The sequence below is a fragment of the Fictibacillus phosphorivorans genome, assembly GCF_001629705.1.
In the GTDB taxonomy this organism is placed as follows: domain Bacteria; phylum Bacillota; class Bacilli; order Bacillales; family Fictibacillaceae; genus Fictibacillus; species Fictibacillus phosphorivorans_A.
Genome location: NZ_CP015378.1, coordinates 3,692,000 through 3,708,073, shown reverse-complemented (window position 1 = coordinate 3,708,073; position 16,074 = coordinate 3,692,000). Strand labels below are relative to the sequence as shown.

18 protein-coding genes are annotated in these 16,074 nt (G+C 40.4%); 9 read left to right on the top strand and 9 right to left on the bottom strand.

Features of this window, described 5'->3' with window-relative positions; translation table 11 throughout:
• Positions 1-146: 146 nt before the first annotated feature.
• From ABE65_RS18825 to ABE65_RS18800, 6 genes are all read left to right on the top strand, one after another.
• Positions 147-494, top strand: coding sequence for a hypothetical protein (locus ABE65_RS18825; protein WP_082861500.1), 348 nt, complete (start codon positions 147-149; stop codon positions 492-494).
• Between the two features lie 15 nt (positions 495-509).
• Positions 510-1,436, top strand: coding sequence for a tetratricopeptide repeat protein (locus ABE65_RS18820; RefSeq protein WP_082861499.1), 927 nt, complete (start codon positions 510-512; stop codon positions 1,434-1,436).
• A 145-nt stretch (positions 1,437-1,581) separates the two neighbouring features.
• The gene (locus ABE65_RS18815) at positions 1,582-2,421 is read left to right on the top strand and encodes an electron transfer flavoprotein subunit beta/FixA family protein (RefSeq protein WP_066398367.1); all 840 of its coding nucleotides are present in this window, start codon (positions 1,582-1,584) and stop codon (positions 2,419-2,421) included.
• Complete coding sequence (locus tag ABE65_RS18810; protein ID WP_066398365.1) at positions 2,411-3,436, top strand: electron transfer flavoprotein subunit alpha/FixB family protein; 1,026 nt, start codon at positions 2,411-2,413, stop codon at positions 3,434-3,436. Before ABE65_RS18815 ends, ABE65_RS18810 begins: the two co-directional genes overlap by 11 nt.
• Complete coding sequence (locus ABE65_RS18805) at positions 3,429-4,724, top strand: FAD-dependent oxidoreductase (RefSeq protein WP_066398363.1); 1,296 nt, start codon at positions 3,429-3,431, stop codon at positions 4,722-4,724. The genes ABE65_RS18810 and ABE65_RS18805 overlap by 8 nt, the downstream gene beginning before the upstream one ends.
• A complete protein-coding gene (locus ABE65_RS18800) occupies positions 4,725-5,018 on the top strand; it encodes a ferredoxin family protein (protein ID WP_066398362.1) in 294 nt (97 codons plus the stop codon).
• A gap of 41 nt (positions 5,019-5,059) precedes the next feature.
• On the opposite strand, the gene ABE65_RS18795 is transcribed toward ABE65_RS18800, so the two are convergent.
• The gene (locus tag ABE65_RS18795; RefSeq protein ID WP_066398360.1) at positions 5,060-5,347 is read right to left on the bottom strand and encodes a YesK family protein; all 288 of its coding nucleotides are present in this window, start codon (positions 5,345-5,347) and stop codon (positions 5,060-5,062) included.
• 28 nt (positions 5,348-5,375) lie between these two features.
• On the bottom strand, positions 5,376-5,639 hold the full coding sequence (locus tag ABE65_RS18790) for a hypothetical protein (RefSeq protein WP_066398354.1): 264 nt from the start codon (positions 5,637-5,639) through the stop codon (positions 5,376-5,378).
• A gap of 228 nt (positions 5,640-5,867) precedes the next feature.
• Here ABE65_RS18790 and ABE65_RS18785 point away from each other — a divergent pair, with 228 nt between their 5' ends.
• Positions 5,868-8,303 (top strand): bifunctional diguanylate cyclase/phosphodiesterase, encoded by a 2,436-nt coding sequence (locus tag ABE65_RS18785; protein ID WP_066398353.1) that lies wholly within the window; start codon positions 5,868-5,870, stop codon positions 8,301-8,303.
• 50 nt (positions 8,304-8,353) lie between these two features.
• Here the strand turns inward: ABE65_RS18785 and ABE65_RS18780 are convergent, their stop codons facing one another.
• Positions 8,354-9,634 carry a tetratricopeptide repeat protein gene (locus ABE65_RS18780; protein WP_066398352.1) on the bottom strand — a complete coding sequence of 427 codons (1,281 nt, stop codon included), beginning with the start codon at positions 9,632-9,634 and terminating at the stop codon, positions 8,354-8,356.
• 223 nt (positions 9,635-9,857) lie between these two features.
• Here ABE65_RS18780 and ABE65_RS21970 point away from each other — a divergent pair, with 223 nt between their 5' ends.
• Positions 9,858-10,016, top strand: coding sequence for a hypothetical protein (locus ABE65_RS21970; RefSeq protein ID WP_156499207.1), 159 nt, complete (start codon positions 9,858-9,860; stop codon positions 10,014-10,016).
• Between the two features lie 82 nt (positions 10,017-10,098).
• On the opposite strand, the gene ABE65_RS18775 is transcribed toward ABE65_RS21970, so the two are convergent.
• Positions 10,099-10,593 carry a hypothetical protein gene (locus tag ABE65_RS18775; protein ID WP_066398350.1) on the bottom strand — a complete coding sequence of 165 codons (495 nt, stop codon included), beginning with the start codon at positions 10,591-10,593 and terminating at the stop codon, positions 10,099-10,101.
• Between the two features lie 565 nt (positions 10,594-11,158).
• Here ABE65_RS18775 and ABE65_RS18765 point away from each other — a divergent pair.
• Positions 11,159-12,106, top strand: a complete 948-nt coding sequence (locus ABE65_RS18765; RefSeq protein WP_066398347.1) for a hypothetical protein — start codon at positions 11,159-11,161, stop codon at positions 12,104-12,106.
• A gap of 35 nt (positions 12,107-12,141) precedes the next feature.
• On the opposite strand, the gene ABE65_RS18760 is transcribed toward ABE65_RS18765, so the two are convergent.
• From ABE65_RS18760 to ABE65_RS18740, 5 genes are all read right to left on the bottom strand, one after another.
• Complete coding sequence (locus ABE65_RS18760; RefSeq protein ID WP_066398346.1) at positions 12,142-12,912, bottom strand: DUF2628 domain-containing protein; 771 nt, start codon at positions 12,910-12,912, stop codon at positions 12,142-12,144.
• A gap of 136 nt (positions 12,913-13,048) precedes the next feature.
• Complete coding sequence (locus tag ABE65_RS18755; RefSeq protein WP_066398344.1) at positions 13,049-13,516, bottom strand: NUDIX hydrolase; 468 nt, start codon at positions 13,514-13,516, stop codon at positions 13,049-13,051.
• A 200-nt stretch (positions 13,517-13,716) separates the two neighbouring features.
• The gene (locus ABE65_RS18750) at positions 13,717-14,073 is read right to left on the bottom strand and encodes a hypothetical protein (RefSeq protein ID WP_066398342.1); all 357 of its coding nucleotides are present in this window, start codon (positions 14,071-14,073) and stop codon (positions 13,717-13,719) included.
• Positions 14,074-14,214: 141 nt separating this feature from the next.
• Complete coding sequence (gene pssA, locus ABE65_RS18745) at positions 14,215-14,940, bottom strand: CDP-diacylglycerol--serine O-phosphatidyltransferase (protein WP_066398340.1); 726 nt, start codon at positions 14,938-14,940, stop codon at positions 14,215-14,217.
• 387 nt (positions 14,941-15,327) lie between these two features.
• Positions 15,328-16,074 (bottom strand): MurR/RpiR family transcriptional regulator, encoded by a 747-nt coding sequence (locus ABE65_RS18740; protein WP_066398337.1) that lies wholly within the window; start codon positions 16,072-16,074, stop codon positions 15,328-15,330.

The window sequence follows — 16,074 nt, the reverse complement described above, 5'->3', positions numbered from 1 at the left end:
TAAATAAATGAAATACTTAAAAATATTACCATTAGACTTATTATTCTGCAATCATTTATTTGCCTTTTATTATCACTAAAAGGTTTCCGGAAGTAAATGTAAGATTTATAATAAAATCACTGACAGAAAAAGGGGATATGAGGGTTATGGCAAATATTTTATGGACGGTTTATCTTGGAATTCTAGGCACTCTTGCGATTGGCTATTTCATTAAAGGCGGATACAAGACTCACTCTGCGAAACTAGATTTTGTTATTTCAATCATTACGTGGATCGGATTGTTCGGGTATGTAACGAGCAATGAGCTCTTCACACCACTTCTATGGAAAGTCGTTTTCATCGGTGGATTAGTTTGGGATCTAGCGTATGGACTTAAAAAGTTTAATGAAGATGCAAACAAGATTCCAAGAGCAGCTCGCCCAGCTATATTTGGTGTTACAGCATTAATTATGATTGGTCCACTCTATTATGGACTGTTTCAATACGCGTTTTAACTATAAGGAAGGTAGATGTTTCCTATCAATACGAATAAAGAAGCGATTCAGCAGCTAGAAGAAAATAACGTAGATCAAGCGATGAAACTATTCCACAAAGCCGTACTAGAAAAGAGAGATGTTCAATCGCTGACAAACTTAGCATGGGTGATATGGCGTGAAGAAGATGACTTAGAGCGTGCATTTTCACTTGCATCAGAAGCCGTTGATCTCCGCCCTACTTCTCATTTTCCATATAGTTTGTGTGGGGAACTTTTATTAGAAAATAAACGTTATGAAGATGCGTTAAAAATGTTACAGCAAGCCATTTCAATTGAACCGACTAATATCACTCATCATAACCTAGGTGTAGCGTATTATTATCTTGGAGAAACGGTGAAAGCGGCTACTCATTTCGGACTGGCAGCTGGTAAATCTGACTATACGCTGTACAATCAGGTAAAATGTTTGATAGAAATTGGAGAAAAGGGTGAAGCTCTGCGTTTAACCCAAACTTTTGAGGAAGATGCCGAAGACTTTATAGGTACAATAGACCTTGCTGAATTGTATGCTGAGATTGGATTGCATGATGAAGCGGTTTATTGGTTTGAAAAAGGATGGAAAGACTATTACTTACAGCCAGAATGGGTTGGGATGTATGTCTATTGTCTCTTACAGAGAAAACAAGAAACCGAAGCGAACAACACGATAAAGGAATTTCTTCGTTACAAAAAGGAGGAATTGGTAGAAGCCGAAGCAGAAGAATTAGATGAAGACTGGACGGAAGAGGATAAAAAAGAAGTGATTATCAGACTCACAAAAGAGATTAATGATTTTGAGATTCTGCTCAAGAAAATAGAGGACGGATATCTTCCGGCGATTCTACTAGAACCTTCACCAGAAAGAGACTGTTATCTTTTCGGCTGCGAACGCCATCAACATCCTGAATATAAAGACTCGTGAGACGAGAGGCTCTTTTCAATAGAGTCTCTTTTTTATGTCCAAAAGAAATCCGTCATGTATTGAACAAGCCCTCCATATAGTAGTAATAATCATCATACAATTGGCTTCTTATGTGAGAAATGCCTGTGATTAGAGGAGGGGTCGAATGCTTCATATTGTGGCTTGCATCAAGCAGGTGCCGGATACGAAGATCATCAAGATGAACCCGAAGACGAATACGATGGACCGCGCGAGTGCGCCTGCGATACTTAATCCATACGACGCGCATGCGGTAGAAGAAGCGGTGCGTCTGAAAAAGAGATACGGTGGGACGGTCTCGGTATTGACGATGGGTCCTCCGCCAGCGGTAAAAGCTATCAAAAAATGTATCGAGATCGGGGCAGACGAAGGGTATATGATCTCAGACCGAGCGTTTGCGGGAGCGGATACGCTTGCGACGAGCTATGCACTTACGAAAGCGATCGAGAAAATTTCGCAAATTCAGCCGGTCGACCTGATCATCTGCGGAAAGATGACGATTGACGGTGATACGGGACAAGTTGGGCCAGGAATCGCACGCCGTTTAGACATGCCTCCGCTGACTTCTGTTAACAAGGTAAAAGAGATCAATATAGAAGAAGGGTATGCGGTCGTTCACCGAAAACTGGAGGACGGTTATGAAGTCATTCAATCGACAATGCCTTGCTTGATGTCGGTGGAAAAAGAGATCAACGATGTTCCGTATTCGTCGATGACGAACATGTTGAAAGCCGCTCGGTATCAGCCGGTGATCTGGGCAGTTGCCGATCTAGAGGATGTGGAGAGAACACAGCTCGGTCTAAAAGGCTCGCCAACAATCGTCTCAAAGGTGTGGGCACCGACTAAACCGAGTGGCGGCGAGATGCTAGAGGGGGATGCAGTTCAGCAAACAGAAAAGCTGCTGAATCTTTTATTAGAGAAAAAAGAGCTTTTTGCGGTAAAGGGAGGGTCTGGCGTTGAGCTTTGAGGATTATTCAGGCATTTGGGTGTTTATTGAGGTAAAAGACGGTGAGATCGTTCCGGTTTCACTCGAGTTGTTAGGAGCGGGGAAGGAACTGGCAGACAAACGTGGCACCGAGCTTGCTGGCGTATTAATTGGAGAGAACGTCACACATCTCGCCGACACGCTTTATGAATACGGAGCCGACACGGTCTATGTGTATGATGACACTATTTTTAAAAACTACCGAACCGAGTCTTATATGAAAGCACTATTGGAATGCTGTCAAAAGCATAAACCTGAAGTTATTTTATATGGCGCCACATCAACAGGTAAGGACCTCGCAAGTGCCGTTGCGACGGACTTACCAACCGGACTCACCGCGGACTCTACCATTTTAGATATAGAAAAAGACACAGGTTTGCTGCTTGCGAGCCGACCAGCGTTTGGCGGTAACATCATGGCAACGATTCTCTGTAAAAAGTATAGACCGCAGATGGCGACGGTACGGCCAAAAGTGATGAAAGCACTGACGCCTGAACCTGGTCGAAGAGGACAATTAATAGAAGAAACAGCTTCTATAAAAGAAGAAGACATTCGAACGAAGGTGCTTGAGATCGTTCAGTTCACGACGCAGAAGGTTCGGATTGATGAAGCGGATATTGTGGTGGCAGGCGGAAAAGGTTTAGGCAGCGAGAAGGGATTCCAGGTGGTTCATGATCTCGCTGAAACGCTGGGCGCGGCAGTTGGTGCGAGTCGTGATGTTGTGGAAGCAGGGTGGGTCGAGCACCATCACCAAGTGGGACAGACAGGATTAACGGTCACGCCAAAAATCTATTTCGCAATTGGCATTTCTGGAGCGATTCAGCATATTGTTGGGATGCAGAACTCAGGGCTAATCATCGCGATCAACAACGACCCGGAAGCTCCGATCTTCCAATCGAGTCATTACGGCATTGTTGGCGATGCCTTTGAGATCGTACCGCTTCTGATTCAACAGTTTAAACAAGTGTTTAACGGGGAGGTGGTGGATCATGTCTGAAAAGTTTGATGTAATCGTCGTTGGAGCAGGTCCTGCCGGCATTTCCTGTTCATATGAACTAGCGAAAGCCGGCGTAAACGTATTACTCATCGAACGCGGAGAGTATCCGGGCTCAAAGAACGTAATGGGCGGTGTGCTTTATCGCAAAATGATGGAAGACGTGATTCCAGAGTTCTGGAAAGAAGCGCCGCTCGAACGACCGATCGTGGAGCAGCGGTTTATGATGATGGACAAAGAATCAGCGGTAACCGTCGGGTACAAGGGGATGGAATGGGGACAGGAACCGTACAACAACTTTACGGTACTGCGGGCAAAATTTGATCAATGGTTTGCGGGGAAGGCTGTTGAGCAGGGAGCTCTTTTGGTGAACGAAACCGTTGTTCTAGAGTGTATCGTTGAGAACGGGAAAGTAGTTGGAGTGCGAACAGATCGCCCTGATGGAGACCTTTATGCAGATGTTGTCGTGCTGGCGGATGGCGTGAATTCGTTGTTAGCCAAGTCACTCGGCTTCCACAAAGAGTTTAGACCAGATGAAGTCGCGCTCGCCACGATGGAAATCATCAAGCTCGACAAAAAGACGATCGAGGACCGATTTAATCTAGAAGAGAATCAAGGTACGACAATCGAGCTTTTTGGTGACGCGACAAAAGGAATTCTCGGGACCGGATTTCTTTATACGAACAAAGACACATTGAGCTTAGGTGTCGGTTCACTTCTATCTGGCTTAATCAAGCATAAGATTAAACCATATGAGCTCCTAGAGTATGTGAAGAATCATCCGATGATCCGCCCATACATCGCGGGCGGTGAGCCAGTCGAATATTTGGCGCATATGATTCCGGAAGGTGGCTACAAATCAATGCCAAAAGTAGCGGGCAACGGTGTGCTCGTTGTTGGAGACGCCGCCCAGCTCGTAAACGCGATCCACCGTGAAGGCTCGAACCTTGCGATGAAATCGGGCCAGTTTGCGGCAGAAGCTGTTTTATTAGCAAAAGAACGAGACGATTATTCCGAAGCAACACTCAATCATTATAAGACGCGCTTGATGAGCAGCTTTGTGGGTCAGGATATGAAAAAGTATAGGGATTCGACGCATCACTTTGATAAGTTTCCTCAGTATTTTGATAAGTACATTCCGATGGTGAACAAAGCGGCAAGCCAAATGTTTACGGTCGATGGTTCATCGAAATGGGAGAAACAGAAGAAAATTTGGCGTGATGTAGGAACAGCTGGAGAGAAATTCAAACTAGCTCGTGATGCATACCGGGCGTGGAAGGTGATGAAGTAAATGAGCGAAAGAAAGTGTCAGAGCATCGAAGAAAAACAGTATCTCGTTCGTTTTAACGCAGACACGAAGTCACATCTCACCGTTATGGATGCGGATGTTTGCCTGAACCATTGTCCTGATAAAATCTGCACGATCTTCTGTCCGGCAGAAGTCTATAAGTGGGAAGAGATTCGGATGCACGTCGGTTACGAAGGCTGTCACGAGTGTGGAAGCTGCCGAATCGGTTGTCCGCATCAAAACATTAAATGGGAATACCCAAAAGGTGGGCATGGAATCGTGTTTCGTTTGGGATAACGGCAGGAAAAAGGATGAGGATGACCTGGAGTTGAACCAGGTTATCCTTTTTTTGTGTTTGGAATGACGGTGATTCTTTTTGTAGCAAGAAAATAAGCGGCAACTCCATAACAAAGTAAGAAAAACGCGAGGATCCCGTAAGCAGCTCCTTCAAAACCTCGAATGAACTCTAAACTTACATAAAAAATGACCAAGGAGCTAATCACGGTTAACAAACATGGCACAAGTTTTATAAACAAAGAGACGTTCTTTTTTCTTAGCCACCACGTGAGAAAGAGGACGATTACGCCTGGAACTAAACTAATAAGAAAAGGCATTCCAAAAAACATGATAAATACCTCCTGCTATTATATTGGATTAAGGCTTAGACCAGAAGAGGTGCATGCCAAGATACAAGAGCGCGGCCAAGCCTATGAATCCAAAAACGAGAGTTGTAGCAATACGTTTGGATAATCCTTTTTTTGCGTAAAAAGCCAAGAACAAGGATAATGCGATAAACGTGAAAAAAATAGGAAACATATAGTCCGCAATGAATGGGCTATAAGCAGCGAGGATGATTGGAGATCCTGCGATCAATAAAGAAAGAATTGAAAGTATGCCAGCATTTCTTTTTAACACCATAAGATCACTCCTCATAACTAATATTAACTTTTATTTCCAATTAATTATAATTATACATAAATTCCCTTCGCAAGTATGCATAAAAAAATCTACAACTTTTACAGATAATCTATCAAATTAAACAACTGTTTAAAAATATTGTTATTACCTCTCTTAATACAGTAAATATTTTACCGATATAGAATAAGTAAAGTATTTTTCATTCACTAACAAGGAGAGTTTCTATAAATGGACGCCGTTTCTAGTACATATCACATTCCGCTTGTTTCTCTATCAATCATTATTGCAGTCATAGCTTCTTATGCTGCGCTAGATTTAGGGATACAGGTACAAAAAACAAAATCATACGCACGGTACATTTGGATGATCTCGGGAGCTTTTGCTATGGGAATGGGGATTTGGGCAATGCATTTCGTGGCGATGCTTGCTTTTCACTTATCCATCACAGTCACCTATGATATAACACTCGTCATTGTTTCAATCATTCCAGCGATCCTATCATCCGGAATCGCTCTCTATATTATCAGCCGCCCTGTCATGGGGAAGAAGCAGGTATTGTTAGGAGCTCTTTTCATGGCAACGGGTATCGTTTCTATGCATTACACGGGCATGGAGGCGATGAAGATGAACGCTGAAATACAGTACAATCCATTCTTATGGACGCTCTCGGCGATTATTGCTTTTGTCGCATCAGTCGTAGCTCTGTATCTACTTTCGTTTGTTAGTCAAAACTATAAAACAAGTAAAATATGGCTCGTGAAGCTAGGAAGTGCGGTGCTTATGGGTATCGCCATTTCCGGAATGCACTATACGGGTATGTCAGCGGCTAGTTACAAAGCGCATCAGCATCACACTGATCTAGCAGCAACACCGTTTAACAGCACCCTTCTAGCTTATGCGATTGGGATCGTCATCCTCATTCTGTTAGGGATGGTGTTCATCAGTACGTTCATCGATCGAAGATTTGAATATCAGTCGATTCTATCAGAAAGAAAGTTCCGCTCTGTTATTGAGTCTGCTAACGATTCTATTATTCTGTCAGATCGAACAGGTACCATTATCTCGTGGAATAAAGGAGCAGAGCTGCTCTTTGGCTTTAACGAAAAAGAAGCACTAGGAAAAAATCTGCAGATCATTATACCGTACAAGTTTAGAAAAGCTCATAAAGAAGGCATGGAACGTTATCTGTTGTCTGGAGAACCAAAAGTGATCGGCAATACGGTTGAGTTAGAAGGACTTCGAAAGGATGGAAGTGAATTTCCGATTGAATTGTCGCTTGCTGCATGGCAGGAAGAAGATCAAGTATATTTTAGCAGCATCATTCGGGACATTACGGAGCGAAAAAGAAACGAGAAGAAGATTAATCAGATGGTCTACCGTGATCCTTTAACAGGACTTCCGAATCGACTTCTGTTGAACGACCGTCTTACTCAAGCACTCGAACTGGCAGATGAGAACAAGCAGACCATTGGCATCATGTTCATTGATCTTGATCGATTTAAGTACATCAATGATACGTTAGGTCATGCGGTCGGAGATCAACTGTTGATTGAAATTGCAAAGCGCATCCAAGCATGTGTAGGGAAGAACGATACGGTCTGCCGTCAGGGTGGGGATGAATTTATCGTACTCATACCAAATACAACGGCAGATGAAGTCTCTAAAATTGCACAGCAAATCGTAGATCTGTTTAGCAGCTCAGTTATGGTTAACGAGCAAGAGCTTTTTGTCACACCTTCGATTGGAATTGCAATGTACCCAGGAGATGGCCGTGATATTGAAACATTGATCAAGAATGCAGACACTGCGATGTACCGTGTGAAAGAACAAGGGAAAAACAACTTTCAATTTTATACACCTGAGATGAATGAAGCCGTTACTAAGAAAATGAAGCTTGAGATTGGCTTACGTAAGGCACTGGAACGCGATGAGTTTAAAATTGTGTATCAGCCTCAGATTGATGTGGAAACAGGCGACATCATTGGAGTTGAAGCACTTTTACGCTGGCATCATCCAGAATGGGGGACGATTTCACCGGCTGAATTTATTCCGATCGCTGAAGAAACAGGACTGATTCTGCAGATCGGAGAATGGGTGCTTCACGGGGCTTGTCGTCAAAATAAAGCGTGGCAAGATGCAGGATACACGCCGTTACGGATGGCAGTCAACATTTCATCCCGTCAATTTCAGCAGAGTGATCTTGTTGAGCGGGTGAGTAGAATATTAAATGAAACAGAGCTTGCGCCACAATATTTAGAGCTTGAGCTGACGGAAAGTATCATCCAAGATTCAAAGTATGCTGTGGCGAAAATGCAGTTGTTGAAAGAGATGGGAATTCATCTCTCTATCGATGACTTTGGAACAGGCTATTCGTCCCTAAGCTATCTAAAAACGTTCCCGATTCATACACTAAAAATCGATCAAAGCTTTACACGCAACATTTATGCCGATTCGAAAGACGCTTCACTCGTAGAAACCATTATTGCAATGGCTCATAACTTGGATCTGAAGGTAATAGCAGAAGGGGTAGAGACGGAAGAACAGCTTCAATTTCTGCAGCAAAAGCAATGTAACGAGGCGCAAGGGTATTACTTCAGCCGGCCGATTTCGGCGGAGGAGCTGGCAGTGATTTTACAAGAGCGCTCGGTGAGTGAAGTATGCTAGACTATTTAAATCATCAGAAAAAAGCACTTCCTAGTGCTTTTTTCTTTAAATTAGATATAAGTAACTCCAAAGTCATACATTTTCTTCATGGATTGAATTGCAGAATTATAATACATACTTGCCTGTTTATATTTCTGGTTGTTTTCAAAATATTTTCCTAGGATGGGATAATATTCTGATAAAAAGATCCACTCATTTCGTTTTTCAAAATAAGGAATCAGCTCTTTTATCATAAATTGAACAGCCTCTTCATTGAGTTCACCATGAGTAAATAAATGTTTATGATAAAGAAAATGAAGTTCATACCCTCTAAACAGAGTATTATCTTTCAACTGATCAATCCAAGTATTTATGAGTTCCAGACCTTTTTCTCGATCGTTACACACTTGATAACTTTTTACTAACGCGGATAAGGTTACAATTTTTAAGGAAAGTGGCTCTTTCTCTTTGGCTAATAAACTTCGAGAATAGAGTTTTATTGCTTCTTCTGTTTCTCCTTTATGCGTGGCAATGCCACCTAAATTGTGATAGATAATGCCCTTTAAATGGTCACTATCACCAAATGAATTTGCAATCGTTTCTGCAAGTAGTAAATGTTTTGAAGATTCCTCAAAATTCTTTATCCTTAGATGTACAGTAGCGAGTAACACTCTACAATCAGCACATCGTTTAAAAAAGTAGGTTTTTTCAAAGATTTCTAAAGCTTTATTTGTATATTCTAATGTAACAACATTTTTGTAAAGTTTATGTGCTGTAAGACCAATGGTGTAGAGCAAATATCCTTTTTCCCATTCTTGAAACCGGTGTTCTTCTAAAAGTTTCTCGGCTTTAGTGAGATAATTAAAACATTCCTGAAATTCTTCTAAATAGTAACTTAATTGTCCTCTGGCAATTAAATAATAAAACGCTTTTTCCCCTTTAATCACATTGTCAATATAGGCAACTTCATCTAATAAACTGGAGACTTCTTTTGTATTTTCCATTGCCATCATGATATAAATACTCTTAAATATTTTGTGCAATATGTCTTCCTCAACAGACTGTGAGGGTGAATTTAAAAGTGAGTGATATTGTTGTTCTGCAGTTTGATAGTCTCTTTGGTACAATGAATGGAAAAGTTGTATGTAATTTTGAATTAACTCATTCTCATTAATGGTATGTAATCTAATATCTAATTTTGCCGCTAAATGCTGCTGTATTTCCTCCGAAGGTTCAGTTACTCCGTTCTCAATCTTACTTAAATAAGGAACCGAACAAATCCCGGCAGACAGTTCTTGCTGGGATAAGTTTTTGACTTTTCGGAAATAACGAATCTTTTCTCCTAAATTCATATTTGTTACCCCGCCTTTGTTTGCATGGTGTATTTACATTTATTAGGTATAAGCTCACGCTAAAAATTTTCCCTTCTATAAATATACCTGAACTTTAACTGTAAGAGGAAACTAGTCTTAAATTATCGTAATTTAAACCCAAAATCCCTTCATGTTTCCCAATTTTTTTACCGAAATAGTTAGGTATAATTAACTATAGAAACTAACGACTAGGGTGAAAGCTATGACTATTGAAAGAGGCGACCTCGTAAGCTATCATGATGAATTGCACAAAGTATTACATGTGTATTCTTCGGATTTTCTTGAGATTAGAAAAGTGAATGAACCGTATGTACCTCGTGTAATATTGGTTCATAAATCAGAAGTTACTGTTCAACTATAGGAAATATCTATCGATAAATAACAAGACTCATGAGTAGGTTATTGATGAACTCAGGAGTCTTTTCTGTACTTACTATATCTTTTTAAAATAGTTGAACAAACAAAAATAGTGAAAGTGTAACAACAATAACGGTGAGTATGGCCCATAGATAGATCTTTAGAATCTCTTCAGAAGTGCCTTTTCCTTTCTTTACTCTAAAAAGAAGCCACATATCAATGGAAGCGAATACTGTCGCACATAACCCCCCTGTATACGTATATAATCCCCAGAAACCAAAGATTAGTCTCCCTATTAATAAACCCATGGCTGCATGTGAAACAATGTACATAGGAACGCTGATGTTGTAGTTCCAGCCGATCTTACAGATGATAAATTCAATAATTGCAGATGTTATGAGACCAATACATACGATGACACCTGCAGCTATAAATGAAGCAAAAATCGGAATCATGATAATTTCTAAGCCACTTTCACCAGTTTCACGATCGAAAACAGACAGAACTGTCAAATTGAGTGAAAAAAGAAAGCTCGTCAATATGGTAGCAAAGATTTTTCGTTTTCCAAAAGATTCTTCCATTCTTTCATCCCCTTCTTCTACTATAGAATGAGTACTAATGATAATAATAAGACGTATAAAGGAGATGTAGAGAGAAGAAAAGCTATGTTTTTTCTTTGAATCATTCTACTAGAAAAATAATAGACGAGGCTTCCGACTGTTAATAACGGTGCGATTAAAATCATATAATAGATATCTCCGTAAATTAGTAAACTAAAAAATATACTAATCGTGCTAGATAGAAGCAATACTAGTAATAGATTAAATACGTGTTTCCTATTAGGAAAGATAGAAAGTGCAGCTTCACCTAGAAAACAAATGAAATAAACGAATAAGATGAAATAAGGGATAAGATAAGGAAGACCCTCATTTTCTCCGCTAAATCCTGTGCTCAGGAAGAAATAAAACATGGTGAATAAAAATGTTGTACCTGCACCTATATATAAAGGTCTTTTTTTAAGAATATTTAACAAGTGTATTCAACTTCCTTCTAAAGTTCTTTTTCTTAATAGTACCATTATCTAGTAAGTTGAAGTTTCTTTGTTTAGGGAATTGAAAAGAACGTAACGTTTTAAGGAGTGGTAAGATGTTTGGTTCACCACAAATGGTTTCGGTTATTTTTTATGGAGCTGCCCCTATGCACTCGCAGTATCATAACCGGGCTGCACTTCAAGCGGCAATCGCGGATGTAGACAGCAGGGGAAGAGGGGTTGTCGTGGTACCGCCAGAGATTGATTACGGATATAAACGTGGAATCCCAAGTACATACCCTGACTTTTCTTCTGCACGCCATGATATTCTAATACATGATTATTCCATCAACACTCGATATGATTCGTGTAACGGAGACGGTATGCAATATAGAATTATTACAAAGACTCATAATGAAACAGCTGGTAAGAATGATGGAAATACTCAATGGCTAAACGGAAATTGGCACCCAGCCTTCATGTTGATGCATGAAGGAGAAAACACGAATAACCGAAGAGCCACGTATTTTACAGGGATAAAGGGTGAAGTGGCTTGGGGAGTGGGTCAAGGAATTAATACAGCAGGCGTTTCGAGTGGTGTTTCAAAAGGTGCATCAGACGATGAATTAGCCCATTTCAAGATCATCGGTAATAAAGTAGCCGGTGGTAGAGGACTAGAAACGATGCTAGCGATTAACAAAACAAATGGGTATTGGGGATTCGGTGGAATGGCGAACCCAGATAAAGAATTTCATTTTAAAACAAAGCGTGGCTGTAAAGGTGAAGTGAAATTTGAATCACATACGGACAACTTGGAAATTAGCTTAAGCACACCGAATAAAATGCGGAGGTGGACAATTCGTGATGATAACGGCAGTTTAAACATTACAGATCTGAACGGAACTTCCAATGTAGTGACCATTACGGAAACTGGAGAAGTTATCGCAAAAGACGGTATTAATATAAATGTATCCAGCTTACCGAAGAATCCAACTGCTGGGCGCATGGTCTTTTATAAAGGGGAGCTGAAACTTTATACAGGTTGTGAATGGAGAACGATATAAGAAAAAGGAGCTGCGTAAAGCTCCTTTTATTTAAATCACCAAGAACTATCCTCAATATATAGTTCATAATCGATTGAATCTTCTTCGTTAAGTTTTTTACCGTTAATATAGACTTGATTCCATTCATACATGTACTTGTCAAAGTAAACATATAAGACGATTCTGACATCTTCTTTCTCGGTGTAATCATAACCTGTAAATTCTACAACATGGTGACGACCTTCTTGTTTGATGTAGTTCCACTTCGGGTTATCCATGTAAACTTCTAATGTATCTGCCTCTTCACTAATTCGTACGACGTCCTTTATGTTCGTTTCTGTTGGTATGAAAGATAAACCAAAATCCAACGCAAAGAAAAGTGCGAACAAAAGGGTATGCAAACCAAGCATGATTCCAACATGTGTTCCGCCTTTGGTTTGTATATATGAGTCTTGTACGGTTTCGGGTAAGGCTCTAGCTTGCTTCAAAACATGGTTTGTATGATTAAAATACCAACGATTTCCGAATGACCCGACGATTATGGATATGATTCCGTAAAAAGGGAGATCAAGCCATGCAGTAAGATCAGTAAAATAAAAAGGTATAGCCCAGAGCAATTGAATACCTGAAATAATAAAAAACGGCTTATACATTTTGCGGTAGGCGAGCCAAAACGTTGAAAAGAAGAAGGCTAGCCAATTCCACGTATCTTTTGTTGCCGGGTTCTCAACGGATTTCCACTTTAAGTCGTAGTAAGGTATGTTTTTTTGAACAACTTTATGCTGCTCTTCAAATGAGGTAAGTTCCTCTTGGTGTGCTTCGTTCATCGTGATTCTCCTCTAAATAATTTATGGGGACAGGACATGTTATGTTTTGAAAAGCAAATTCTAAAAATGCATGATGTTTTACTTTTACAATAACTGTCTTTAGCAATCTACCATTTCTCATATGTTAAGCGCGTCTTTACTTTACAACAGGTCTTTCAGGATCATTAAGAAAATCTTGGATTATCTCAAGATGATCAGTGAAAAGATTCTCAGGAAGCTGGTCAAGCGGAAAAAATTTATTATCCATAGATTCGGAATTTGAAGTAAGAAGGTCTCCAGAAAAATCATGACATGTAAACACATGCTTCACCATCGATACTTGATCGCCATTTAAAAAGGTCTTATCAAAGCGATGTCCAGAATAAATACCAAATAACTCGAGTTTGCCAAGTTTCAGTCCTGTTTCTTCAAAAACTTCTCGTCTAGCTGTATCCTGGACAGTTTCTCCTAATTCCATAAAGCCCCCTGGCAGACCCCATTGGCCGTTGTCACTCCGTTTATTAAGAAGTAATTCATTCTCTTCATTAAGAACAAAAGCTCCGGCGACCACTGTAATAATTTTTGAGTGTCCTACCATAGCTCTTACGTATTTTATATAATCCATCTACATCCTCATCTCTTCATTTCCTTATTTTTTTACTATACCTTTATTTGGTAAGTTAGTCTCCAGTTTTTTGTAAAGAAGACATAATAAAAATGAACTGGTTGTTGATCCACTTCATTGATGCGTTTCTTATGTAGTTCAATGCCTTTTGTACACTGTTTCACAATCTCTAGCAAAAAGAAAAGCGAGGGTGGATCACGTTATGCTTCTCTTTGTAGAACAGGCTTTTCAATAGTGCTTAGTTGATCCTCACGAGCTTTTTGACTTAACTCGTTAGAATACTCGATGGCCTCATAGATGGATGTAAAGTGCTGCGACGCGTAGTACGGCGATTTATAGCAATGTATCATTTTTGTTTGTGAAGGATAGATGAGCACCTTCCAGTGGTAAACATTTCGTTGCTTTTCACTGCCTTCCATGGCGATGAGCCAATGTGTAGAGCTCTCAAGTGAAGTGTCGTCTTCCTGAGCGTTATTCTTTAGAGCGGCCCGGTCGTTTTCACCAATTAAAATCGGCACCTTTTCATAAAACTCCCTAAGGTTTGGGTAGTTGTTCATACCATCTCTCCTCTCAAACATGATTTGTCCATTTCACAAAGTACATGTTTCGCTTATTGTGACATTATATGAAGGGAGAGAGGAAAAGATGATTCAAAAATAAAACCAGATGCTAAATGTTTTAGCATCTGGTAGGTATTTTTAGAAGCGTCTTCTTTTGTTACGACGAGGTCGGCGAGGTCGTCGGATCTTGATCTCTTTCACCTTAACAAAACGCACTCCAATAAATAAGAAGTACGTAGCTAAAGCGACATAGAAGAAGATCGGTACGCTCTCGAATCTGTTCTTCGCAAGCAAATAAAACATATAGAACAAAAATAGCGAGATGATTGTACCGTATCGCGGCATCGGAATATCCTTGAAGCTTGGAATCTTGATCGTACTCACCATCAAGAGGCCGAGTCCGTAAAACAGAAGTACAAAAATCCATAGCGGAATCCATTTTACAAAAAAGACTAAGAATACAACGATTCCACCAGCTAGCGGGATTGGGATTCCTTTAAAATATTTCATCGATTCTTCTGCAGCCGTAATGTTAAAACGCGCTAGACGGTAGGCGCCGAATAACGGAAACAATCCTGCAAAAAGAAAGCCCCACATCCCTAGATGAGCAAAGTAAGTATTCGCTACAAAATAAGCGGGTGCAACGCCAAAAGATACAACGTCCGCAAGTGAATCGAGTTCCTTTCCAAGGTTTCCTGAAACCCCTAAGATGCGAGCTGCTCTTCCGTCGACCGCATCCAGCATCATCGCGATAAAAATAAGGATGGCTGCGTTTCGAATATCACCGTTTGAAACGTACCCGATGGAAAGAAACCCACAGAATAAATTTCCTAATGTTAATAAGTTTGGAATATGCTTTTTCATTGTCCACGTCCTTAAAAAATACTCTTCTCTATATAATAGATGATTTTATTGGAAAAAGTTATGTTTTTTTGGTTAAGTGGGTAGTTTAACATATTTTTTAGGTAGTGTGGGATAGGGGAGCTGTTTAAGTGGGTGATAGATTATGAACTAAACTCATTCATAAATGACCTTGAACGGTTCATGTATTTGGTCTGAGCGAAACATGTATTCGATTGAGCGAAAGAGAAGAGGATTGGGGTGAAATGTGAGCGATTCGGAGCGAAACGCTCAACTGTTGGTGTGAAACGATAGCCATATTGAGCGAACGCGTAATAAATATAAGAACACGTACCGTAAAAACAACCTCGTTCATATAAAATATGATAATTTGAGTCCGCCCCATGAAAATCACTTCACACTTCTCTTCAAATAGCTCTCAAACAAAAGGTCGATCAACAGCATCAATGTCGATCTTGCTGTAATATCATAGCCTGCGAACTTCACCCGTCCGACCGTCATGCTTAAACTTGTTTTCACCATCTTACCTAATGTGGAGTCGGCTGCGTTCGTGATCGCGGCTGTATCTACGACTTTATATGAAAGCTTTTCGGCTGCTTGCAGAAGCGTTTTCGTTTCGCCGCTTGACGAGATAAAGAACACGAGGTCGTTCGGTTCCACCATGTTCGGTAAAAGGTCGATCATGTGTGACTCGTATGTGTAGTGAGTCTGCTTGTTCGTCTGCATAAGTAATTTGCTGAAGTACTCTGCCATCATTTTCGATAGACCTACACCAACTACTATCACACGCTTAGCATTCACGATCTTCTCACTCAATTTTTCGAGTTCCGTTTTTTGAATCGTTTCAAATGCAGAGACAAACTCTTCTTTATAGCGTTCAACCGGATTGTCTCCTAACATCACATGCTGATTCTCGATCGTTTTCAGAATGTATTTTAGTTCGGAGAAACCTTCAAGTCCGAGCTTATGCGACATGCGCACGATTGTGGTTGTACTCACATTGTTTACTTTGGCGATCTCGGTCAACGAATGCGTTTTTGCTTCATCTATATGATTGTCTATGTAATATACGACTTGCTTTTCGGTCGGTGTAAGTTCAGCTAACTTGCTGCTGAACTGATCTAGAAACTTCCCCAT

What these genes read in the sequence shown, in the direction of transcription:
- ABE65_RS18820 (WP_082861499.1), top strand. Translation starts at nt 510, where the DNA reads ATGTTTCCTATCAATACGAATAAAGAAGCGATTCAGCAGCTAGAAGAA.
- ABE65_RS18790 (WP_066398354.1), bottom strand. Translation starts at nt 5,639, where the DNA reads ATGGTGTTAAAAAGAAATGCTGGCATACTTTCAATTCTTTCTTTATTG.
- pssA (WP_066398340.1), bottom strand. Translation starts at nt 14,940, where the DNA reads ATGAAAAAGCATATTCCAAACTTATTAACATTAGGAAATTTATTCTGT.
- ABE65_RS18765 (WP_066398347.1), top strand. Translation starts at nt 11,159, where the DNA reads ATGTTTGGTTCACCACAAATGGTTTCGGTTATTTTTTATGGAGCTGCC.
- ABE65_RS18775 (WP_066398350.1), bottom strand. Translation starts at nt 10,593, where the DNA reads ATGGAAGAATCTTTTGGAAAACGAAAAATCTTTGCTACCATATTGACG.
- ABE65_RS21970 (WP_156499207.1), top strand. Translation starts at nt 9,858, where the DNA reads ATGACTATTGAAAGAGGCGACCTCGTAAGCTATCATGATGAATTGCAC.
- ABE65_RS18785 (WP_066398353.1), top strand. Translation starts at nt 5,868, where the DNA reads ATGGACGCCGTTTCTAGTACATATCACATTCCGCTTGTTTCTCTATCA.
- ABE65_RS18755 (WP_066398344.1), bottom strand. Translation starts at nt 13,516, where the DNA reads ATGGATTATATAAAATACGTAAGAGCTATGGTAGGACACTCAAAAATT.
- ABE65_RS18780 (WP_066398352.1), bottom strand. Translation starts at nt 9,634, where the DNA reads ATGAATTTAGGAGAAAAGATTCGTTATTTCCGAAAAGTCAAAAACTTA.
- ABE65_RS18800 (WP_066398362.1), top strand. Translation starts at nt 4,725, where the DNA reads ATGAGCGAAAGAAAGTGTCAGAGCATCGAAGAAAAACAGTATCTCGTT.
- ABE65_RS18805 (WP_066398363.1), top strand. Translation starts at nt 3,429, where the DNA reads ATGTCTGAAAAGTTTGATGTAATCGTCGTTGGAGCAGGTCCTGCCGGC.
- ABE65_RS18750 (WP_066398342.1), bottom strand. Translation starts at nt 14,073, where the DNA reads ATGAACAACTACCCAAACCTTAGGGAGTTTTATGAAAAGGTGCCGATT.
- ABE65_RS18740 (WP_066398337.1), bottom strand. Translation starts at nt 16,074, where the DNA reads ATGGGGAAGTTTCTAGATCAGTTCAGCAGCAAGTTAGCTGAACTTACA.
- ABE65_RS18760 (WP_066398346.1), bottom strand. Translation starts at nt 12,912, where the DNA reads ATGAACGAAGCACACCAAGAGGAACTTACCTCATTTGAAGAGCAGCAT.
- ABE65_RS18795 (WP_066398360.1), bottom strand. Translation starts at nt 5,347, where the DNA reads ATGTTTTTTGGAATGCCTTTTCTTATTAGTTTAGTTCCAGGCGTAATC.
- ABE65_RS18815 (WP_066398367.1), top strand. Translation starts at nt 1,582, where the DNA reads ATGCTTCATATTGTGGCTTGCATCAAGCAGGTGCCGGATACGAAGATC.
- ABE65_RS18825 (WP_082861500.1), top strand. Translation starts at nt 147, where the DNA reads ATGGCAAATATTTTATGGACGGTTTATCTTGGAATTCTAGGCACTCTT.